Consider the following 22,331-nt stretch of genomic DNA (forward strand, 5'->3'; position numbering starts at 1 on the left):
GAGCGCTCGAAACGGCTCAGCGAACCGTGGTCTTGCTTGATGCAGACTCAGCCTCTTCCATCAATGACTTGAAGAACCCGATCAGTTCATCGGCGGGGTCTTCATGGCCGGTGTAATACGTAACCAGTTCCGCGACCGTGCGGGCGTCTTCAAACAGACTCAGGAACGAGCGTTGCGCACGGGTAAGTTCTTTGACCGGCGCCCCCGCCGCTGCAGCCTGACCCAATGTCAGCAGTCCGCTCAATACATCCTGCACATGCCCCAGCGCGGCGGAATAATCACCCCGTCGGTGCGACTGCGACGCGTCGTAGATGCTTTTCATCACCTGCACAGCCACCACCACCGTGCCTACGGGTGGCACCAGCAGGCTGACAATGTTTGCGGCCTTCAACAGATTTTCATAAACCACACCGGCGATTATTTCGTTGAGACTGGTGGTCCGTTCGTCGATGTCACTCAATACACGGCTTACTCGGTCATCATGGAAAGTGAACAGATCGGGCAGTAACGAACGCTGCTGCGTGCGAATGACCGGTCGGGCATCAACCGTTGCGACCAGATTATCGAAGTAGTCATTGATCACATTCTGGTCAATCAGCAGTATCCGCTCGCTGTAATAGTTCCTGAATGGGCCTTTTCGAAAACGAATCGAAGGAATGAACTCGGCGATTGGCCGGAAGTTGACTTGGTCCGGCGCGTCAGGCGTGTAGAGCAAGTCGAAGAAGCCTGACGACAACTTCAGTCGGAAAATATAAACGCCGCCAACCGTGCGGTCACCGGGAGTCGTCAGACCCAGCGCGCCAATATTGAATTTGTACAGACCGATATCACCTTCGGCGGTGCTGGTTCCTACCGACTGATAACCGCCACTTTCTTTCAGGTTGTCGATAACCCCTTGAACAGCAGAGAAAGACTCTGTCGATAATCTGCCGTTGGTAAAGTCGGCAAACGCATTGCGATACATTTCACAGCGAATTTTCCGGGCGTGGACCGCGCGCTTGAAAGCGTAATCAGGATGAGCCTTGTTCAGATATTGCTCTTTCAGCGTCGCGGTATATCGGTCGCCGGGACGGAACGTTTTTGACAGCGAAGACAGGTCGCGGATATCCAGTTCTTTAACAGCGGGATGGTTATTCACCAAATAGAATTTCGGGCTGTATTTCGTTTCGTACGCCGGATGATCCGCTTCGAAAGCGAGTCCCTCAAGCAGGACATCGGTAACGCTTTTACGAAACTCTTCGGTCTGAATAATGATCTGGTCGGGATTGACGGAAACGTTGCTGCCACGCGAACGCAATATGTCTTCTATCTGGGCTTTCACAGCGTCATAGGTGAACTGCTCGAATGTCGGAAAACCATTGTCTCGTGCATCAACCGTGGACAGCGCCTTGAGTTCGGTTGTCAGACGCGAATAGCGCTTGCGCCCTTCAATGCCAAGCGCCCGATAAGCTGCCGGTGCAATGGCCTTGTGCAGCGCTACTTCGGTTCGGTAGGCGACATTTACGTAGTCCGCCAAAGGTGCCTTGGCGTTCAGATAAAGATCGACCGGCCGGCTGTCAAGCGTGTAGCGGTAGCTCAGTTGAGTGCCAGCGCTGCCAAGCAACTCACCCGCCTCGTGCAGGTAGTCGGGATGGATCATCAATGCGGCGTATTCACGATCCGCCGACAATGCCGACTCCAGCCAGCGGTTCGCCGCGTAGATATCGGAAAATTTCTGCAGTTCGAATTGACCGCCAGCTGTTTTGACCAACATCAGTGACGGTACGTATTCCTTGGCCGAAATAATCAGAACGTCTTTCAGCGCTGGCACTTGCAGCCTGATTTTCAAGCCCTGAATAGTCACCGCAGGGTCGTTCGCCATGGCTCGCGCGATGATGTTCGCATCGGTGGAGTCCAGCTTGCCGGACTGACGAGCAACAAAAGCTGCAAACTCCATCTGGCTGAAGAGATAGTTGCGATAAGCCTCCTGATAAGCAACCGACGGCGAGTATGCAAGACTGCCGGTAAACTCAAGGCGCAGATTGCGATTTTCCAGCCACTGCTCGAGCGCTACTGCCGTCAGCCGACTTCCGTCGGGAGCGCCGATGATAGTCAGAGTCGCTTTGTAACCAGTGTCATGCAGACCGAAAACAACAAACTCGGTCAGCGTCCGGGTCTCTTCCTGTTCGATGGTCCGACCGGCAACTTGCAAAGTGTAAGAGCTATGGACACTGATCGCTTCTGGATCCAGGCGTTCGTCAAAGGCCCTCTGCGCCCATGCGGCGAACGTGCGCACCACATAGTCCTTGAAAGAAAAACACGCATCGAACGCGCTCGAATATGCGGCCTCATACTGGTCTTTGGATGCTTCAAGTTCGCTATAACGTTGTTGAACATCGTTACCAGCGGCATGCAGCCAAAGCGGCCAGTCGTTGCGTTTCAGCGCAGCCCAAAGCAAATAAAAGCGGGTGTCGATACCGTAACGCAGCACATGCAGGCGTTGATTCTCCTGAAGCATGGAGGTCAGCGGTTTTTCCAGTAGTTCCCGGCCAATGATCATGGTCGACACACTTTCAAGCTGACCTTTGAGGTGGGCGTCTGCACAAAACGCATGAGGACTTTGCGTGGCTTTCGGATAACTGATCTGCTCACTACGCAGGGAAAGTCTCTGCTGAAGTTTGCTGTGCAAATCGGTATTTCTTTCAAAGAATTCAAAGCCGTTTTCCGGCGTGTGCAGCAGATAGGAAGTCGATTCGTTGACCAGTTGCATCTCTGCGTCCGCACGCTCGGCGTTGTCCATAACGAAACACGGCTGGCGCACCAGAAGATAATCCTGTGCCGGTTGCAGGTTGACTGCAAACGCTGCGCGACCGGCATCTGCGTCGAGCAGGTGGGCGAATCGCTCGCCCAACCGGGCATCGAAATTGTTGGCCATGACCGACAGCGACAGCTCTGCACTGGTGACCACGGCATAGGCTTCGATGAAAGCCTGCTTATTGGACAGCGGTGCATTGTCGGGATGGACGGGTTTGACTGGCGCAGCCCAGAACTTTGCGATCTCGGCTCGCAGTGTTTTTTCCAGTCCGGCAGTTACAGCAGCGATCAGATCTTCGACAACAATGGTATTGAGCACCTGGACTTTGAATTGCTCACTGAACGTTTCCGGCAGAAAAAACACTCCATCACCGCCCATGATGTAAGCGGGGCTGACATTGTTATTCAGACAATGAACCGTGACATCCCAAAGAGTGCCCGAAGGCCGATTTTCATCGGCAGGGAAAGCAGGATCGGTATTGATATAGACCTTGTCGATATCAACTGTTTTGCCCAGACGCTTCAATTCACCTTCAAGCATGTTGCGCAGAATATCCAGCACGCTCGGCATGGCGTCGATGATTTTGAACAGATCTGCTTTTGCCTGCGTTGCCTTTTCCCACTCTTCCGGCCAAGTGACTTGTTCACCGAAAGAACCACGCATCAAACTTTTATATAACTTGGCCATAAACTTTCCTTACTTGATTATCCAGAGCTGCAAGTGCAGCCACTGCCGATAATCGCAAGGTAGTTTCTTTTCCAGCCAACATGAAGCGCGAACAAATTACAAAACATGCCATCCAACAACGAAAACCATCCAGCGCTACTTAAACTTACAAAACTAAACCAGTATCCCCATCAACTTGGCTTTCGCCACAGCCTGAGTTCTGCGTTCTACACCCAACTTACCGTTAATCCTCCTCGCATGGGTTTTTACTGTATGCAACGAAATAAACAATTGTTCGGCAACTTGCTGATTGGAAGCCCCTTGTGCGATCAACATCAGCACTTCGCGTTCGCGCCGACTGAGGCCAGGCGCCTGATCATCATGATCCCGTGGCCAGGCAGAAACCTCCTTGCCAGACCCAGTGCCGAGGCTACCTCGGCGTAACTCCCACTCGCGCATGGCTTGCTGCAAGCGGCAGCGCTCCGCCAGCATTGCGGCTCGCTGGAAAGCTTGCTGCGCCGCCAGCGCATCACCATTCGATTCGGCCAACTGAGCGAAGGCCAGCAGCAGCTCCGTTTCAGCCACCAACATGCCCTTGGCCTGAGCGCGTTTCAGCAATCGTTCAATGGTGGGCAGAGCGGTTTCGTCAGGGACCGATTGCGCATTCGCGCAGGCCAGCAGGTATTCGATGCGAATAATCAGTTCGAACGTCGCGGGTGGCGCCTGCAACGCAGAAGGTCCCCGGTAATGCCGTAACAGTCGGCTCAAAGCCTCTTGGACAAGATGCGGTCGGCCCTGCTGCAACCAGAACTGGCTGCTGACCTGCAGCACAACACCGCGATAGACCGTATCGGGAATCTGCCGCTGCTGCATGACCCTTTCGGCCTCGCGCAGGCGTTCGAAAGCGCAGGCATAATCGCCGCGATTGCCGGCCAGTTGCGCCTGCCCCAGATAACCGTACAAGACTCGTTTGTCTGCACTGCGCAAGCAATCTTCAAGGCCTTGGCTGAACAGCTGCGCAGCCTGCTCTTCAAGTCCCATGCACAGCGCCAGTCGCCCGCGCCGCAGGGCAATCCGGCCGAGCAGTGGCACGGGCACTGTGGCGCGCTGGCGCAGCAAGTGCTCGATCTCCACCAGCAGGCTTTCCGCACGCAAAGGCGCGCCTCGCTGCTCGAGCCATTGCGCATGATCAAGCTCAAGCAAGCCTTCGAACAGCAAGGAGCCGTGAGCCCGCGCCAGGCACAGCGCCTCGCGGTTGAGGGCATGGGCCTGATCGAGCTCACCGCACAGCAACGCCTGCTGGGTCAGTCCCGACAGGCACATCACACGGGCCTGCCAGGCATCGTCAGCCAGTGCGGACAACGCCTCCTGAAAGCAGGCGCGTGCCGGCTCCATTTGCCCTTGCAGGTGAAACAGCCATCCCTGTTGCGCCTGCCAGCGGGCCAGCAGCTGCTGCTCCAGTTGCGCTGTCGGTTGCGGCATGAAGCGGTCGAGATGAGCCAGACATTGCCCGGCCTGTTCGAACCGGCCGGCAAACAACAGGGCGCCCGTGACCAGCACGATCAGCTGGGGTGTCATCAGGGTCAGTTGCTGGCTTTGCTGCTCGTGCAAACGCAACAGCAGGACGACCGTCTGGTCTTCGAACAAGTCTTCGAAGCTGAAATGCTGCAACAGGCTGACGGCAGTTTCGTATTCCTCGGCCAACAACGCTTGCTCGAACGCCGCTCGCCAATCCTGCGTCGCGCTGAACCACTGACAGGCGCGCCGGTGCCAGGAACGCGCGCACGGCCAATGCGACTCCTGGATGATTCGCGACAGCGGGCGGAACACCTGGAGCCAGTCAGCGGACGCTTGCCAAGGCTCGATGAAGCAGCCGAGCACTTGCAGATCACGCAGCAACTGAGCGCCCTCGCCAGGGCCGAACAAATGCTCGCATAACGGCGCGTTGAACCGTGGCAGATGGGCCAGCACACGCCATGCCTCGTCCTGCTCCGGCGTCAGGTTGCTGAAGAGTTCGTGCTGCAGATAGTCGAGCAGAGTGTCGACACGCTGCTGCGGCTGCAGGTTTTGCGACCAGTCGCACTTTTGCAGGAGCGCCATGCGCGACCCCGCGCACCAACCGCCAGTACGCTGGATGATACGGGCAGCGACACGGTCCGCCTGGTCTGGCGGCAAATGGTGCAGCACCGATACCACTTCATCGTGAGTCAGCGCCAGGCTGGCGCTTTCGAATTCGTAGAGTTCGTCATCGAGCAACAGCCGCGGCCAGTTGCACTGCGGCCGGCGCCGAGTGCTGACCCACCAGGTGAGCGCCGGGCTGCTGACCGCCAGCAGGCGATCCAGTAGCGCATCCACAGCCGGATCCGGCAGGCGACTGTAATCGTCGATAAACAGCGAAGTCGGTTTGGACCAATGGGCCAGCTCCGCCATCAGTTGCGTATCGTCAAGGCCTTCGACCAGCCCGAGCGCCCGCGTCAGACGCAGGCAGAATTCTTCAGTGCTGAGCGCCGCTCCCGCCAGCGGTAGCCAGATTGCCTCGCACTCTGCACGCACCTGAAGAAGACATTCGGTGAGCAGTGCGGTTTTGCCACTGCCCGCGGGCGCGCACAACAGCTTCACCCGCGCGCTGGATGCCAGCAAAGGTGCGCTCAAACGGCTGCGAGGTTGATGATGCGAAGAAAGCCTGGGCAAAAATCCGGGTCGATCCAGGCACGGGGTCATGGCGGTCATCGGGTGAGCCTTCTTATCGTTGTGCGCTCACCCTAGCCCTCTCCCGCGCCCTTGTTGACGAGTATTCAGCACGCTGATTGATGGCCATAAAAAAGGCGACCGTGCGGTCGCCTTTTGTCCAGCGTTGCAGCAGACCCGTTACCGCACTCCCTCGGCGCGCAGAGCCGACGGGGTGTAATCGGCGGCCTTGGCTTCAAAGCCGAATTCGAAGCTGTGCTTCTCTTCGTTCTTCATGCCCAACGCAATGTAGCGGCCGGCGATGATGTCGTAGAGCGCTTCCAGGGTATAAGCCTGGGCCTGATGATCGTAGTAGTACTGGGCGTGACCTTCGGCGACCCGCCACAGTTGCCCGCGACCGTCATAGTGATCGGCCAGTGCCACTTGCCAGCTGTCCTCGTCGATGTACATGTGGCGCTTGGCGTAGATGTGCCGCTCGTTCGGTTTCACCGTGCCGATCACTTCCCAGACGCGGTGCAGTTCGTAGCGGGTCAGGTCCTGATTGATATGCCCGGCCTTGACGATGTCGTCGTACTTGAGCTTCGGCGAGTCGAGTTTGTAGCTGTTGTAGGGAATGTACATTTCCTTCTTGCCGACCAGTTTCCAGTCGTAGCGATCAGGCGCGCCGGAGAACATGTCGAAGTTATCCGAAGTGCGCAGCCCATCTGCCGCGGTACCCGGGCCGTCATAGGCCACTTGCGGCGCCCGACGTACGCGGCGTTGACCGGCGTTGTAGATCCACGCCAGACGCGGTTCCTTCACCTGATCGAGGGTTTCGTGCACCAGCAGCACGTTACCGGCCAGCCGCGCCGGAGCGGTCACCGATTGCTTGAAGAAGGTCAGCACGTTGGCGGCTTTTTCCGGGTCGATGTCTTTCATCAGTTGCGGCACGGCGATCTCTTCTTCGAAGCGGATCGGCGTGTAGCTGCCGTTGGTCTGCGGCGTGACCTGGGTAATGATCCGCCGCAGGTTGCCACCGTGATAACGGGTGATGTGGTTCCACAGCACCTCGACGCCGTTCTTCGGGATCGGGAACGCGTAGTAGCGATTGCCGGTGAAATTGGCAAGACCGTTGCCGTCGTTGATCGCGTTGACGTTCAGCGCGCTGCGCTTGGCCGACTCGTAGATTTCCGCTGGCGCCCCCACGGTGCGGTGGGTCGGGTAGACCGGAATCTTGTAGGTTTCCGGGTAGCGTTTGAACATCGCCACTTGGCCATCGGAGAGCTTGCTTTTGTACTGCTCGACGTTGGCGGCGGTGATGGTGAACAGCGGTTTTTCGTTGGCAAACGGGTCGGCGAGGAAGCCCTTGCTGTCCACCGCGCCGGCGTTTTTCGGGATACCGCCGGTCCAGGCCGGGATCGAACCGTCAGCGTTGCCGGCCTTCTCGGCGCCGAGCGGGGTCAGGCTGGTGCCGAGTTTGTTCGCTTCATCCGGCGACACCGCCGCCATCACGTTGGCGGCCAGCAGACTCAAGGCCAGCACGCCACATTGCAGAATCGTTTTGCGCATTGCAGTCATCCTTCTCGGGCAGATCAGAAGTTCACGCCGAAGCTCAGCGCCACGAAGTCACGGTCTTCGAGGACGTTGTAGTCGCCACCGAAAAAGTCGGTGTAACTCAGGCTTGCGGTGTAGGTGTTGCGGTAGTCGGCATCGACGCCGAAGCTGATGGCTTTCGCACCTTCGTTGAACAGACCGTTGGGGCCGTAACCGGCGACGTCATGGGACCACGACAGGTTGGGCTTGAGGTTGATCCCGCCGATGACGTTGGCGTAATCGAGAATCGCCCGGGCGCGATAGCCCCACGAAGTCGAGGTGACGAAGCCGTCGGTATCGCCGCCGAAACCATACTGGCCGTAGACCGAATCACGGCCGTAACGCAGCTCACTGCGGGACTCGAGACCACCGACATGCACCACCGCTGCTTCACCGACTACGGTCAGGCGTTCGGCGCCGAGCACCTGATCGAAGAAGTGCGTAAGGGTGCTCTGGATCTGCGTGACTTCCTTGCGCCGGTAGCCTTTGTTGTCCGCACCCGGCGAAGTAGCGAGTGGCGATGCGGTGCCGCCGGCAATCGGGTTGACCAGCGCCAGGGTCAGGTCGTTGGTGTTGACCTGCACCGGCGCGTTCGGCCGGTAGCTGACCTCGCCGGTCCACGCGGTGCCGGTGGGCAGAGTGGTGGAGAAACTCGCGCCGTACAGACGAATGTCTTCCGGATATTCGAGGTAATACTGACCGCGCCCGAGCATCACGCTTTGCGCCAGCCCCGCACCGCTGCCAGGCGCGAGGCCGTTGGCAATGCCGACCATGCCTGGCAACGCCGCCAGTGTCGACAGCCCCGCCGTGGTGGTGCCGACCGTCGGCGTACGGCTGTGGTAGTTCATGAAGTAGAGGCCGTACTCGGTGTCTTCGCCGAGCCAGCGCAGCGCCGTGCCCCACTGCCCGGAATCGCGCGCATCGCGATCACCGCCTCGGGGGATCACCACGCCCTCGCGGGTGACCTGGATGCCTTGGCCGAACGCGGTGGTCAGCGGCACCAGTGGCGCCACCGCCGGGCTGCCGACGGTATAGCCGTTGTTGCAACCGTCCGCCGCGACGTCGACGCCAAAGAACGTGCCGCAGTTGTCGAGAACGGTCTGGTCCCACTCCAATTGGTAGAAGCCTTCGACCGAAAGTTTGTCGGTCAGGCTCTGCGAACCGAACAGCATGTTCACCGGAATCAGGCCTTCCTTGATCTCGGCACCGGGACGGCGGAATGCCGAGACGTCGACCGGGTTGATGCTGTTGATCGAGTTGCCGATGAAGGTACTTTCGCCCCAGCTCACCACCTGCTTGCCGGCCCGCACAGTGCCGGGCAAATCAGCGATGGCGTAGTTGTGATAGACGAAAGCATCGAGGATCTGCGCGCCGGAAGATTTGGCGCCTTCCTTGCGGCCGCTGTCGCTGATCTGTTTGAACTCGCGGTCTTCGTCCTTGAGTTCGAAGTCGTACCAGTATTTGCCCCGCACGAACACGCCGGTATCGCCGTACTTCAGTTCGAGGTCGTGGATACCCTTGAAGATTTTCGAGAAGGTTTCGCCCTTCTTGAAATTCAGGCGCCCGTCATCACCGGTGGACGATTGTCCGCTGCCGCCATTGACCGTGCCGACCAGCGAACTGTCGGCATCGCGCAGGCCCCAGCTCGCGCCGACCGAAAGTGACGAGTCGAAGGTGCCTTCGATTTCGCCGATATTGAAGGCGACCGCGTGCGCCTGGGCGCCGCAACCCAGAGCCACCGCAGCGGCCAGCGCCTGCGGTGTGAAGATGGCGCGCATTGTTGTTTTTGTCATGCGTCTTCCCCGGTGAGTGACAGAAGGCCCCACCCTACTGCCGGGCGCTGCGGTCGATAAGCGCACCAAGGAGGTATTTGCGTTGTCGCTCGAAAGGATGAATGGCCTTGCACGGCGGGGCCTTGAGCGGTTCATGGGCTGGCTGGATGGCGCATCATCAGCGTCATCCATGGGCTCCCCACTGTTGCGCGCCCCGTAACAGTGCATGTCTGGAATCGGTATTTTTCCTACACACTCAAGCCCGTATTCTGATCGCGCTTTCCCCGCCCAGGTCGGAAAGCGCGAAGCCCGCTACGCTGAATCGCGAGCGACTGGCTACAGATTCTGGATAAATCGATGTTTTCGGTTTACCGCCCCGCTGTTCACTGACGTTGATTTGTAGCTCCTTGATCCAACGTCTTACCTTGGCCGCTGCGTTTGCAGCGGCCTTTTTTATGGGCGTTTAAAAAGGCTGGATAGCGGTTCGGCAAAGCTTCCGATCAGCGCGTCAGACATTTCTTCGAAGCTCGGACGAATTCCCTCTGCATCGATGAAAACCAGCGAAAACCCTTTCGACACAAGGCCCTGTTACTGACGGGCTTCTCGGATTTGATAACCATCACTCTGATGTAACTTGAAACACCTCAACCATTCGCTGGTGACACGGATGTCATCGCCATCCGTGCGCACTTTTCGAGCGAGTGCAAACGCACATTCAAAAGGACATGAATATGCCAAAGCCTCCACCGTTGGAACTGGATCCAGTACATATCAGGGAGCTCGGCCCTGATGGCTTCGAACCATTCAAAGAACGCGACATGAATTACTCCTACAGCGGCATGTTCGGCCCTGCCGGCGCCAATCCGCAGACGCGTGAATTGATGCATGAAACGCAAGTCGCCGTGGAACAGGAATTCAACGCAAGAACCGCCTCGATTCCCCAAACCATTGAGGTCGAACTGGCGGCGACCAGGCTGGAAGGACCGACCAATCCTCTGCCAGCTGCCGCAGCACTGGCCCGCGAAGTGGGCGTCAGGAACATGTTGATTCAACGCAAGAGCGCCGAGTTTCAACGGCAGACTGCCATCGCCAACCGCTTTTATGGCAGCGATCCACTGGGAAAAACCTTCAAGGATTACCTGAATCAGGCATCGGCCAATCGGCGCGCGCAGGGCGCAGCGGTCCGCAGCAGAGCGTTGTGGAGCGAGTCCTTTCGGGCCGCCCACGAAGCGCGGCTGCTGGGCCAGACACTGGCGCTGCTCAACCAGCAACAGGCTGGCGTACTTAATTGGCTGGCCACCGTACAAGCCCAGGAACAGGCGCAGGCGGCAGCGGCAGAGGCGCAACGCCAAGCTGCAGAACGTGCCCACATTGCCGCGGAGCAACAGCGCCAGCGTGACATTGCCGAAGCGGTGCGCCGGGAGCAGGAAGAAATTCGCGCACGCGAACAGGCGCGTCTGGCCGCGTTGGCGGAGCAACAGCGTCGGGATGCCGAACAGGCTCGATTGGCGGCTGAGACCGCGCGCCTGAATGCTGAGGTTGAAGCTCGGGAGAAAGTGCGGCTGGCTGCGTTGAAAATCGCCCAGGCCGAGGCACAAGCCAAAGCTGAAGCAAAGGCGCTGGCCCATGCGGCAGAACAGGCTCGGTTACAGGAGGACAGGAAGCATGTCTTTCCGTCCTCTGGAGCAATGGCCAGCAACGGCCCGGCCGTTTCTTTCGTTTCGACAGCCGTCCCGCTCAGCCCGGCTATCTCGGCGGGAATACTCAATGCACTACGTACGGCAAAAGCGACCCTGACAGCGACGGGCACGGCGCTGTTCGGCAGTCCAGTACTGATGGGGTTCGCAGCGCTATTGATGCCGTCACCTCTGGGCAACGGCGAACGCTTCGCCATGAGCGTTCCACTGGCCGAGTTGTCGTCCGAGCCGGCCGAGACGCTGCGTGAAATCGCAGACCGGCAGGGCACTTTGGAGGTGCAGGTCGGGCTAGGCGTCAGGCGACTCGGGGCTGGCACGCAAGTGTTCATCGCTACGAGTGATGACTTCCATATTCGCTCAAGTGTGATGGTCCTCAATGCCGCATACGATTTGCTCAACGACGTATACCAGGTCGCGCTATCGGACTCGCCTACCGACTTCCTGACCTGGACGCCGGCAATCTCGCCGGGCGACCAATCGACCGCTTTGCCAATAGTGGATACCGGTTCGCCCGCCTATTCCGGTGCTTCCGTTATTGCGGTTGAAGGGCGGCTGGATCTGAACCCGATCCTGATTGAAGGCTGGGATCGATTCATCATCGTGTTTCCGGCTGATTCGGGGATTGAGCCGCTTTATGTGGTGTTCAGTAGTCCTTATGAAGGGGCGACCGAAGAGGGGAAGCACAGCGGGCGTAGTTTCAACCCTGACGAGATTGGAGATGAAATATCAGATTTGCAGTGGGCAACAGCCGCTGTTTCATCGGAAGGAACGGACATCGTGAAGTTACACATTTCAAAGTTTCCGCAATCAGCTGCCAATGACGTGATGCTTGATCGCCTGGAGCGAATCGCTCGTGGAGAACTCGAAGCTTCCGACACTGACAAACGTTTCTACACTCACGAGATAAGGGAGTTCGAAAGATTCAGAGCCTTAGGCTTTGGTGATACCGAGATGCCAGAGATCGGGTCACCGATCTGGAATAACGTGCATACGGCAACGTTGGAAGATTTCCAGTTGAAAGACGATCCCGCACTTCTCTACACGCCCGAAGCACTGGCTGCAGCAATGGAGCAGGAAGAACGTGATTACCAGAAATTGCTGAAGGAGATGTGGTAATGAGCACCGTTGAGATGATTGTTAAAAATGAACCTCTGGATGACATAGTCACGGTGTTCGCGTTACTTCAGGCAACGCCACATCTGGACATGATGATCAGACGCCACAATCGAGACCTGATCGACGAGTATGGGACCCTGGAAGCATCGTACGCTCGGCTCTTCGCTGCCGGGATTTTACTGGAGGGAGAAAAGGGCCTAGCTATCAAAGGACCTAACTGGAAGCCGCCCAAGTTCATGACAGAAAAAAGATACATTTGAAAACTGGAGCCACCCGCCGCGAGGGTTGGTGGCTCCGTTAACTTCAAATCGAATACTTCTGCAAATTCGCCATCATTTCCTTCAATGCTTCAATATTGTCCTTCGGGTGCGCCGCCCCTTCGAAATCACAAATCTGCTGCCAGTGCGCCGCGACGTCTTCCGGCGAGAACCCCTCGCGCGGATCGAAGCCGGCACCGAGGCTGCGTTCCCAGCGCACCTTGCCCATCCAGCCGCCGCCGACTTCGAACAGGCCGGATGTTTCCTGGCATTGCTCGCTGGCCAGATACACCACCAGCGGGCTCACCAGTTCCGGCTTCAGTTGCTCGAATACTTGCGGCGGGATCAGGCCCTCGGTCATGCGCGTGCCGCCGGTCGGGGCGATGGCGTTGACCAGAATGTTGCTCTTGCGCCCTTCGATCGCCAGCGTTCGGGTCAACCCGTAAAGCCCGAGTTTGGCCATGCCATAGTTGGATTGGCCAAAATTGCCATAGATGCCAGAAGTCGACGCAGTGAAAATCACGCGACCGTAGTTTTGCTCGCGCAGATGCGGCCAGGCGGCACGGGTGACCTTGTAGGCGCCTTCGACGTGGACGCGATAGACCAGATCCCAGTCGGCGTCGTCCATCTTGTGAAATGACTTGTCGCGCAGGATCCCGGCGTTGTTGACCACGACGTCGACGCGGCCGAAGGCATCAAGGGCGTTCTGTACCAGTTTGTCGCCGTCAGTCACCGAGTCGTGGTTGGCTTCGGCAATACCGCCGGCCTCGCGGATTTCCGCCACCACGCGGTCGGCAGCCGAGGCGTTGGCGCCCTCGCCCTGTGTCGAGCCACCGAGATAGTTGACCAGCACCTTGGCGCCCTGTCTGGCGAACAGCAGCGCATGGGCACGCCCGAGGCCGCCACCGGCGCCAGTGACAATCACGACTTTATCTTCGAAACGCACAGGTTCATTCATCGCGGCAACTCCAGCAGGCCAAGGGATATTGCCCCGAGTGTCAGGCACGGCGCTTTGGCTCACAACGAACACGGCTGCGGCTGAATGGTGCGCGATAAGGCTGAGGGATGATCGAGTGTCAGGTCGCCGAGAGCCCGTGCACTCGGCGAAAATCAGGAGTACGCCACTTTGCGCGGGGGCAATACCAGACGATCGCGAAACGCCAGATAGTGCTTGAGCACCAGCGCCGGCGCCTCGGTCTGTGGATAGTGGCCGATGCCCGGCAACAGCACGGTGTCCGGATCAGGGATCAGTTCGCGATAACGCTCGACCATGTGCACCCCGGAAATCGGGTCAAATGCGCCGTCGATCACTCGCAAGGGAATGTCACCCTGCTGCATGGCCGCCACCCAGCGCTCGCGCTGCACCCGGCGCTCCGGAATGTAAGTGATCAATTTGTGCAGGATGCGCGGGCCATGGTTGCTGTCCACCAGACTCCAGTAATCATCCAGTTCGCTTTCAGATGGCTGGGTCTGCGGGCCGAAGATCTGCCGGAAACCTTTGACCAACGCCTCACGGCTGAAGGCGCGGCCGAGCAGCCAGCCAATCGGGCTGAGCAGCAGTTTCTGCATCAGCAGCGGACGATGGGTTTCCGGAAACAGACCGCCATTAAGGAATACGCAACTGGCCACTTCAATGCGTTTTTCGTAGTGCCGAGCGAGCAGCTCCTGAGCAACGCTGTCGCCGTAGTCGTGGGCGAGGATGTGCACCGCTTGTTCAACCTGCAGATGCGCGAGCAACGCCTGTTGCAGATCGGCCTGTTCCAGCAGGCTGTAGGTGTGATTGCGCGGTTTCGCCGAATCGCCGAAACCGAGCATGTCGCAGGCGATCACCTGATAACGCTGGGCGAGTGGCTGCCACAGGTAATGCCAATCCCAACTGGCGGTGGGAAAACCGTGAATCAACAGCAGCGGTTCACCCTGCCCGACTGTCCAGTAGCGGATCGACTGGCCACGAAAGACAAAAGTCCGGCTGCGCTTGCGCCAGACACTCAGAGGAATCTCGGCGAGTGGCATTAGAATTTATACCCCGGATCCTGCAGGTCGAGTTTGCGCAGCAGCGCCGGCCACGCCAGCGCGCCGCCCATGCCTTGAGCGCTTTTGGTGACGCCGGCAATCATTGCCTTGGCGCCGGCGAGAATCTGCGGTTCGATGGCGATCAGTTCGGCCCCTCCAGTCTGCGCCATGACCTGAATGTCGCAGACTCGCTGGAAGGTGAACATCATCAGAAAGGTATCGGCAATGGTGCCACCACAGGTGAGCAGACCGTGGTTGTGCAGCATGAGGAAATTGTTGTCGCCGAGGTCGGCTTGCAGGCGCGCCTTTTCTTCATGATTCAGGGCCACGCCCTCGTAGGCGTGATAGGCCAGGCTCGACAACACAAACAGTGACTGTTGACTGATCGGCAGCACCCCCTGCCTTTGCGCCGACACCGCAACGCCTGACGCAGTGTGCGTATGCAGCACGCAAACCACATCGTGGCGCACTTCGTGGACGGCGCTGTGAATGGTGTAGCCGGCGGGGTTGATTTCGTACGGGCTGTCCATGAGTTTGTTGCCGGCCTGATCGACTTTCACCAGGCTTGATGCGGTGATCTCGTGGAACATCAGGCCAAACGGATTGATCAGGAAATCTTCGGTGCCGGGCACCTTGGCCGAGATATGCGTGAAGATCAGATCGTCCCAGCCGTGCAGCGCGACCAGGCGATAACAGGCGGCAAGATCGACACGGGTCTGCCACTCGGCAGCGCTGACCTGATCTTTGACATTCGGCGACGATTGGACGGGGGCTACGCTCACTGTATGCACCTCTGCGTTCTTCTTGTTCTGCTCGTGTCAGCAGTCTAGTCAGGCGCAGGGCATCGCGTAGTTGCATTGGCAGCCAGCTTGATGACTGAACGAGTCAGTCGGGCAAACAGCCTGGATCCGTTGCAATGCAACAACGCTTATAAGAGGCAGCGGTTATTGTCCGCACTCAGCCTTTGAGCGCTTCAATCAACCGCGCCAGCCACGGCTCGGCATCGGTTTCCGGCGTGACACTTTCGCTGGCGTCGATGCGCAGCATTTCCTGAACCTCGTTTACCCCCAGTTCGTCAAACAGTTCGCGCATCTGCTCGCCACCGCCGCAGAAGGTGTCGCCATAGCTGGCGTCACCGAGGGCAATCACCGCGCCGGGCAGGTCGCTCCATGCCGCAGGCAATTGATCGCGAATAGCCGAATACAAAGGTTGCAGGTTGTCCGGCAGCTCGCCCATGCCAGTGGTCGAAGTCACAGCGAGAAGAGCCTCGGGACCGAACGCCTGAATATCGGCCAACGCGGCGCGCGAGTTGTAAAAGGTTTCAAAGCCGGCGGCTTTCAGCAGGTTCTGGGCGTGGCGGGCGACTTCTTCGGCGGTGCCGTAGACTGAACCTGAGAGGATGGCGACTTTCATCAATCTGATCCTGGAACTGAAAAAAAGAGCCGCGATAGTAACAGCCCATGCCGCGAAGTTGCGATTGGCTCTCAGTGGAAGCTGCTGGCCTATAGACAGTCCGCGGCTTTCTTCTAGAATGCCAGCCACTGACACAACGGAAGGGATTCTCGGATGATCAACGCCAGTCTGCTGAAAATGGTGATCAACGCCTCGAACGACGGCATCGTGGTCGCTGAAAAGGAAGGCGAGCAGGACAACATCCTTATTTACGTCAACCCCGCTTTTGAACGGCTGACCGGCTACAGCAGTGAGGAGATTCTCTATCAGGACTGTCGCTTCCTGCAGGCTGGAGACCGTGACCAACAAAGCCTGCAGCTGATTCGCGAGACGTTGCGCGAAGGCGGTTCGTGCCGGGAGATCCTGCGCAACTATCGCAAGGATGGCACACCGTTCTGGAACGAGCTGTCGCTGTCGACCGTGAAGAATGCCGATGACGGGCAGACTTATTTCATCGGTGTGCAAAAGGATGTGACGGTTCAGGTCAAGGCGCAGCAGCGGGTTGCGCAACTGGAAGCACAAGTGGCGGCGCTGCAAAGCGAGCTAGCGGCGTTGAAAGCGACGAACGGCGCAAACGAAACCGCGAACTGATGGTCATTAACTACAATCACCAATGACTTTGTAACTATTCACTTCGAGTTAGCCATGCAACGCGACGCCCTCCTCACCCAGGACGAGCTGGATTTCATCCAGACCATGCAGCACAACCCGCAACTTAACGTGCGGGATGCAACGTCGAGTCTGCTGGTTAATGGTGGCTCGCAGATCCGTGACCTGCTGACACGTCTGGCTGCTCACGAGCAGGTGACGATCCAGGCCAACTTCGAAAATCAACAGATGACTTTTCCGCTGCATCTGGTGGAAGACGAGTTCCACGCGCTGCATCTGCGTCTCGGTGTGCCGAGCATCTACGAAGACGGCCCGATGGTGCGCCCATGGCGCCTGGTACTGGAAGAGCCGGTGGCGCTGGAAAATGCCAAAGGCCAGCCCGGCACGCTGTGGGTACACGAGGTGTCGCACAAAGGCGTGTTGCTGGAAGTACGCAACAAGACCAAACCACCGAAACATTTCGCCCTGTGGTTCAGCCCTTCCGGTTATGAGCGCATTTCGTTGCGCGGCCATTTCGAGCGTGAGACCGAGCAAGGTTTCTTCGCCTACGAACTGAGCCAGACCGATGCCGACGAAACCGAGCGCCTGCGCCAGTTCATCCTGCAACAGCATCGCCTGACCCACCCCGCCCTGCACGCCTGAGTTTCAGGTATCCAGTTTGCCTGCCATGAATTGTTTCATGCGTTGACGCATTGTTCCGCCCTCGTTACCCAAACATGCCACGGATGAACCGGCCAGGCTGTCTTCGGCCAGTTCCGAGGCATCGCCGGCCAACATCAATTGGCAATCGAGGCTCAGTGCCAGACGATTCAGGCGCCGGGGCAGCTCTGGACCGGGGGCATGGTTGGAAAACAGCACAAGTGCGTCAGGCTTGACCTTTTCGCAGACCAGCGTCAATTCATCGAAAGGCTGGCCCGTGGTGAGCACCCGCACGCCAGAATCGTTGCCGCTGAGAAACAGCGCCGCGACCAGCAACTCAAGCTCTCTGCATTGCCCCGCAAGCGCACTGACGACCACCCGGCGCGGTTGAGCCCCCCGCAGCATGACGATGCGCTGCAGCACGCGCGCCCTGAGAAATCCGTCGAGAAACAACCATTCGCTGGTTTGCCCGAAAGCGTCCTGGCGCTGCAGCAATTGCCGCCACAACGGCATGATGATGGCTTCGAACACCACCGGCAGCGTGTACGACGAGAAAATCTGCCCGTAGACGCGATCCAGCTGCTGATCGTCGAACTCACTGACGGCCTGCTGAACCTGCTCCTGCCATTGCTTGTAATCGGCCTGCACATGGTCATCGGGGATGAAGTTGGCCAATACCTTCAAAGGCTCTGTTTTCGCCAGAATCTTGCCGACCTTGCTCACGGCCACGCCGCGATCGATCCAGTCGACGATGCTGCGCACGCGCTCGATATCGTTCATTGAATAGAGACGATGCCCGCTTTCAGTGCGGGTCGGCTGGATCAATCCGTAGCGACGCTCCCAGGCCCGCAGGGTCACCGGATTGACGCCGGTCAGGCGCGCCACTTCGCGGATGGGAAACAGCTCTTCGCGCTCGAGCGTGCCGGGTGCTGTTGAGGCCGGGCGAGTGTCCGTGATTACAGGCATCTGGCGGTCAACTTCCATGTCGATTCATTGGATCCCATTTTAAACATGATGGACTGGAAACCTTCAAGTAGTGATCTGCGACGAAAGTGGCTGGTTTAATCGACAAAAACAGGAATAATCCTTGCTTGTTGCAAAGCGCAAGCCTCTACCCCGGCCTGCGTCAGGCGAAGTTCTTACCCGGAACGACGCACTCGAAATACGGAGATACAAAATGTCTACTTCCCCCGTTACGTTGATGGTAGCGCGTCGCGTCGCTGATGGCCGCTATCACGATCTGATTGCATGGTTGCGCGAAGGCGAGCAACTGGCCACCGACTTCCCCGGCTACCTCGGCTCCGGCGTCCTCGCGCCACCGCCCGGTGACAACGAATTCCAGATTATCTTCCGATTTGTCGATGAGCAGACGCTGCATGCTTGGGAATATTCGGCGTCGCGTACCGCCTGGCTGAACCGCGGCAGCGATTTGTTCGAACATCCTAAAGAGCACCGGGTCAGCGGCATTGAAGGCTGGTTTGGTGCGACCGGACAACGTCCACCGCGCTGGAAACAGGCCGTGGCGATCTGGCTGGCGTTTTTCCCGGTGTCGTTGATCTTCAACTTTATCTTCGGCCCGCTGCTGGCTGAGTTGAGCCTGTTGCCACGCATATTGATCGGCACGGCGTGCCTGACGCCGCTGATGGTGTATTTCTTTATCCCGTTGTCGACGCGCCTGCTGGCGAACTGGCTGAACAGCACACCGACGCGGCCATTGGCTGGCGCACCGTCGGCGCAGAATCGCTGATCTGCAGCGGGCGGCGAGCCTGTTATAGTTTTCGCTTCAACCGCGATGCGAGCCGCCCATGCCAGATTCCGCAGCCCCGATCCTCATCACCGGCGCCGGCCAGCGTGTCGGTTTGCACTGCGCGCAGCGCTTGATCGAGGATGGCCACCCGCTGATTTTCACTTACCGCACCGAGCGACCAGGCGTGCAGGCACTTCGCGATCTTGGCGCGACAGCGCTGTTAGCGGATTTTTCCAGCGAGGCCGGGATTCTTGCCTTCATCGACGCGCTGAAAGCCCACACCGACAGCTTGCGCGCCATCGTGCACAACGCCTCCGAATGGCTGGCAGAATCCCAGGGCAGCGAAGCACAAGCCTTCAATCGCATGTTCAACATTCACATGCTCGCGCCTTACCTGATCAACCTGCACTGCGCCGGGTTGCTGCAGCGCTCGACACCTGCCGACATCATCCACATCAGCGACGACGTCACCCGCAAGGGCAGCAGCAAGCACATCGGTTATTGCGCCAGCAAGGCCGGGCTCGACAGTCTGACCCTGTCGTTTGCCGCGCGCTTTGCGCCGGCCATCAAGGTCAACGGTATCGCTCCGGCACTGTTATTGTTCAACCCCGACGATGACGCGGCGTACCGCACCGAGGCGCTGGCCAAGTCCGCGCTGGGCATCGAACCCGGCAGCGAGGTGATCTACCAGAGCCTGCGCTATCTGCTGGACAATCCCTATGTCACCGGCACGACCCTGACCGTCAACGGCGGCCGGCACGTCAAATAGGCCGTCCCGCTTCGGCCGCGAGTCGAGTAAGATCCACCAGAACGCCTGCAATAGACTGGACGGAGCAAATCAATGCCACAACTTCAACCGGGAATGGCGCGCATCCGGGTCAAGGATCTGCGCCTGCGCACCTTTATCGGCATCAACGAGGACGAAATCCTCAACAAGCAGGATGTGCTGATCAACCTGACCATTCTGTACGCGGCACAAGAAGCGGTGCGCGACAACGATATCGACCACGCGCTGAATTACCGCACCATCACCAAAGCGATCATCGCCCACGTCGAAGGTAACCGCTTCGCCCTGCTCGAACGCCTGACGCAAGAATTGCTCGACCTGGTGATGACCAATGCATCGGTGCTGTATGCCGAAGTCGAAGTCGACAAGCCCCACGCGCTGCGCTTCGCCGAGTCGGTATCGATTACGCTCGCGGCGAGTCGCTAGCTTCAAGCCTCAAGCCGCAAGCTGTAAACTTTGCTCACAGACACCCATCTTGCAGCTTGAAGCTTGCCGCTCAAAGCTGTCTCGAAGAGACCCCCATGACTGATCAACAACGCCTGGAACTCGAAGCCGCCGCCTTTCGCCGACTGGTCGCGCACCTCGACAGCCGCAAGGACGTGCAGAACATCGACCTGATGAACCTCGCCGGGTTCTGCCGCAACTGCCTGTCGAAATGGTACAAGGCCGAAGCCGACCAACGTCAGATCGAGGTCAGCCTCGATGACGCCCGCGAAGTGGTGTACGGCATGCCCTACGCCGAGTGGAAAGCCCAATACCAGCAAGAAGCCAGCGCCGAGCAGCAAGCAGCGTTTGCCAAAGGAAAACCAAATGACTGATCTGAACACCCTGCGCGCCAGCTTCAAGAGTGGCGAGCATGTTTTCGCCGACACCCTGGCGTTCATCGCCGCCGGTTACGACTACCAGCCTCAAGCGTTCAACAACGGCGGCGTGGACAACGCTGCCGGCCAGAATGAAGGCTCGTGCAAGACCCTGGGCCTGGCATTGCTTGAGGGTCTGAGTGATGAAGAAGCGCTGCTGGCGTTCGGCGAGCATTACCGTTCGGTGCTGGCGACGCCTGAGGGCAGCGATCACGGCAATATCCGCGCGTTGATCAAGCACGGCTTGGCCGGGGTTAAATTCACCGCACAACCCCTGACCCGCCGCTAACAACGGGATTCGGATCGTTCCCACGCTCCGCGTGGGAATGCCTCACTGGACGCTCTGCGTCCGCTTTGGGACGCAGAGCGTCTCGGGCTGCATTCCCACGCAGAGCGTGGGAACGATCGAATTGCGTTGGAGCAGGAAGAGCGGGCACAAAAAAACCGGCCAATCTCTGGCCGGTTTTTTTATGCCCTGCGGTCTTAGAACGTGGCGTTCTGCAGGCCGTCCAGGTAACGCTCGGTGTCCAGCGCCGCCATGCAACCGGCACCGGCCGAGGTGATGGCCTGACGGTAAACGTGGTCAGCCACGTCACCGGCAGCGAAGATGCCTTCGACGCTGGTCGCCGTTGCGTTGCCTTCACGGCCGCCCTGCACAACCAGATAACCGTCCTTCAGAGTCAGTTGGCCTTCGAACAGCGAAGTGTTCGGGGTGTGGCCGATGGCGATGAACACGCCGTCGACTTTGATTTCGTCGAAGCTGCCATCGTTGTTACGCAGACGCGCACCGGTGACGCCCATGTTGTCGCCGAGGACTTCGTCCAGGTTGGCGTTCAACTTCAGGATGATCTTGCCTTCGGCCACACGGGCGTTGAGCTTGTCGATCAGGATCTTCTCGGCGCGGAAGGTTTCGCGACGGTGGATCAAAGTCACGGTGCTGGCGATGTTGGCCAGGTACAGCGCTTCTTCGACAGCGGTGTTGCCACCGCCAACCACAGCGACCGGCTTGTTGCGATAGAAGAAACCGTCGCAGGTCGCGCAGGCCGACACGCCTTTGCCCATGAACGCTTCTTCCGACGGCAGGCCCAGGTAGCGGGCGCTGGCACCGGTGGCGATGATCAGTGCATCGCAGGTATAGACGGCGCTGTCGCCGGTCAGGGTGTACGGCTTGGCAGCGAAGTCCACGGCGTTGATGTGATCGAAAACGATCTCGGTCTCGAAACGCTCGGCGTGCTCGCGCATGCGCTCCATCAGCACCGGGCCGGTCAGACCATGAACATCACCCGGCCAGTTGTCGACTTCGGTGGTGGTGGTCAGTTGACCGCCGGCCTGCATGCCGGTGATCAGCAGTGGCTTGAGGTTGGCGCGTGCCGCGTAGACCGCAGCGCTGTAACCGGCGGGGCCGGAACCGAGAATGATCACTCGCGAATGACGGACTTCAGACATGAATCTGCTCCTGTTGGCCGGCCATGAAAAATCTGGCGCGGACGCCGGACGGCCGGCGGAATAAAAAAGGACCGTGGACACCTTGGGGAAGGCTTGAACTCGACAGTCCTGTAAAAAGTTGGGTGCAGCGTATCGAGGGGGGCAAGATTAAGGAAATACGGTTTAACAATCCAGCTCATAGGTGGTCTCTATGCCGAGACGCTGACGACATAGACC

The 22,331-nt window shown here is 58.7% G+C and carries 19 protein-coding genes; 9 read left to right on the forward strand and 10 right to left on the reverse strand.

From position 1 onward, the window contains the following. Window positions 1-16: 16 nt before the first annotated feature. The 4 genes from KVG85_RS15855 to KVG85_RS15870 form a co-directional block, all read right to left on the reverse strand. Window positions 17-3,481 (reverse strand): dermonecrotic toxin domain-containing protein, encoded by a 3,465-nt coding sequence (locus tag KVG85_RS15855; protein ID WP_217864325.1) that lies wholly within the window; start codon window positions 3,479-3,481, stop codon window positions 17-19. Window positions 3,482-3,634: 153 nt separating this feature from the next. Next, window positions 3,635-6,190, reverse strand: coding sequence for a LuxR C-terminal-related transcriptional regulator (locus KVG85_RS15860; RefSeq protein ID WP_217864326.1), 2,556 nt, complete (start codon window positions 6,188-6,190; stop codon window positions 3,635-3,637). A gap of 138 nt (window positions 6,191-6,328) precedes the next feature. Continuing rightward, window positions 6,329-7,696 carry a DUF1329 domain-containing protein gene (locus KVG85_RS15865; RefSeq protein WP_039759308.1) on the reverse strand — a complete coding sequence of 456 codons (1,368 nt, stop codon included), beginning with the start codon at window positions 7,694-7,696 and terminating at the stop codon, window positions 6,329-6,331. A gap of 23 nt (window positions 7,697-7,719) precedes the next feature. Then, window positions 7,720-9,513: a DUF1302 domain-containing protein gene (locus KVG85_RS15870; RefSeq protein ID WP_038860649.1), complete on the reverse strand. Its 1,794-nt coding sequence runs from the start codon at window positions 9,511-9,513 to the stop codon at window positions 7,720-7,722. 797 nt (window positions 9,514-10,310) lie between these two features. On the opposite strand from KVG85_RS15870, the gene KVG85_RS15875 reads away from it, so the two are divergent. After that, a complete protein-coding gene (locus KVG85_RS15875) occupies window positions 10,311-12,305 on the forward strand; it encodes an S-type pyocin domain-containing protein (RefSeq protein WP_225926681.1) in 1,995 nt (664 codons plus the stop codon). Continuing rightward, the gene (locus KVG85_RS15880; RefSeq protein ID WP_016771644.1) at window positions 12,305-12,565 is read left to right on the forward strand and encodes a hypothetical protein; all 261 of its coding nucleotides are present in this window, start codon (window positions 12,305-12,307) and stop codon (window positions 12,563-12,565) included. Before KVG85_RS15875 ends, KVG85_RS15880 begins: the two co-directional genes overlap by 1 nt. Window positions 12,566-12,608: 43 nt before the next feature. Here the strand turns inward: KVG85_RS15880 and KVG85_RS15885 are convergent, their stop codons facing one another. The 4 genes from KVG85_RS15885 to KVG85_RS15900 all read right to left on the reverse strand — a co-directional run bounded on the left by KVG85_RS15885 (window position 12,609) and on the right by KVG85_RS15900 (window position 15,988). Continuing rightward, window positions 12,609-13,520, reverse strand: coding sequence for an SDR family oxidoreductase (locus KVG85_RS15885; RefSeq protein WP_217864328.1), 912 nt, complete (start codon window positions 13,518-13,520; stop codon window positions 12,609-12,611). Between the two features lie 152 nt (window positions 13,521-13,672). After that, entirely contained in the window at window positions 13,673-14,575 is a 903-nt protein-coding gene (locus KVG85_RS15890) for an alpha/beta fold hydrolase (RefSeq protein WP_217864329.1), read from the reverse strand. Beyond that, on the reverse strand, window positions 14,575-15,357 hold the full coding sequence (locus tag KVG85_RS15895) for a class II aldolase/adducin family protein (protein WP_217864330.1): 783 nt from the start codon (window positions 15,355-15,357) through the stop codon (window positions 14,575-14,577). The genes KVG85_RS15890 and KVG85_RS15895 overlap by 1 nt, the downstream gene beginning before the upstream one ends. Window positions 15,358-15,532: 175 nt before the next feature. Further along, window positions 15,533-15,988: a flavodoxin gene (locus tag KVG85_RS15900; protein ID WP_217864331.1), complete on the reverse strand. Its 456-nt coding sequence runs from the start codon at window positions 15,986-15,988 to the stop codon at window positions 15,533-15,535. 153 nt (window positions 15,989-16,141) lie between these two features. Between KVG85_RS15900 and KVG85_RS15905 the strand changes: the two genes are divergently transcribed. Next, window positions 16,142-16,618 carry a PAS domain-containing protein gene (locus KVG85_RS15905; protein ID WP_217864332.1) on the forward strand — a complete coding sequence of 159 codons (477 nt, stop codon included), beginning with the start codon at window positions 16,142-16,144 and terminating at the stop codon, window positions 16,616-16,618. A 54-nt stretch (window positions 16,619-16,672) separates the two neighbouring features. After that, window positions 16,673-17,278, forward strand: coding sequence for a hypothetical protein (locus KVG85_RS15910; RefSeq protein WP_024011639.1), 606 nt, complete (start codon window positions 16,673-16,675; stop codon window positions 17,276-17,278). A gap of 3 nt (window positions 17,279-17,281) precedes the next feature. Here the strand turns inward: KVG85_RS15910 and KVG85_RS15915 are convergent, their stop codons facing one another. Next, entirely contained in the window at window positions 17,282-18,241 is a 960-nt protein-coding gene (locus tag KVG85_RS15915; protein WP_217864987.1) for a MerR family transcriptional regulator, read from the reverse strand. A gap of 211 nt (window positions 18,242-18,452) precedes the next feature. On the opposite strand from KVG85_RS15915, the gene KVG85_RS15920 reads away from it, so the two are divergent. From KVG85_RS15920 to KVG85_RS15940, 5 genes are all read left to right on the forward strand, one after another. Next, window positions 18,453-19,022 (forward strand): putative antibiotic biosynthesis monooxygenase, encoded by a 570-nt coding sequence (locus KVG85_RS15920; protein WP_217864333.1) that lies wholly within the window; start codon window positions 18,453-18,455, stop codon window positions 19,020-19,022. Window positions 19,023-19,080: 58 nt separating this feature from the next. After that, window positions 19,081-19,791, forward strand: a complete 711-nt coding sequence (gene folM / locus KVG85_RS15925) for a dihydromonapterin reductase (protein ID WP_217864334.1) — start codon at window positions 19,081-19,083, stop codon at window positions 19,789-19,791. Window positions 19,792-19,863: 72 nt separating this feature from the next. After that, window positions 19,864-20,235 (forward strand): dihydroneopterin triphosphate 2'-epimerase, encoded by a 372-nt coding sequence (gene folX / locus KVG85_RS15930; RefSeq protein WP_016771653.1) that lies wholly within the window; start codon window positions 19,864-19,866, stop codon window positions 20,233-20,235. Window positions 20,236-20,330: 95 nt separating this feature from the next. Continuing rightward, window positions 20,331-20,627, forward strand: a complete 297-nt coding sequence (locus tag KVG85_RS15935; RefSeq protein WP_056782977.1) for a DUF1244 domain-containing protein — start codon at window positions 20,331-20,333, stop codon at window positions 20,625-20,627. Next, a complete protein-coding gene (locus KVG85_RS15940) occupies window positions 20,620-20,958 on the forward strand; it encodes a HopJ type III effector protein (RefSeq protein WP_217864335.1) in 339 nt (112 codons plus the stop codon). Before KVG85_RS15935 ends, KVG85_RS15940 begins: the two co-directional genes overlap by 8 nt. 194 nt (window positions 20,959-21,152) lie before the next feature. Here KVG85_RS15940 and trxB read toward each other — a convergent pair whose 3' ends face one another. Beyond that, window positions 21,153-22,115, reverse strand: coding sequence for a thioredoxin-disulfide reductase (gene trxB / locus KVG85_RS15945; protein WP_016771656.1), 963 nt, complete (start codon window positions 22,113-22,115; stop codon window positions 21,153-21,155). Window positions 22,116-22,331: the final 216 nt, after the last annotated feature.

It is taken from the genome of Pseudomonas triticicola (genome assembly GCF_019145375.1).
Taxonomy (GTDB): Bacteria; Pseudomonadota; Gammaproteobacteria; order Pseudomonadales; family Pseudomonadaceae; genus Aquipseudomonas; species Aquipseudomonas triticicola.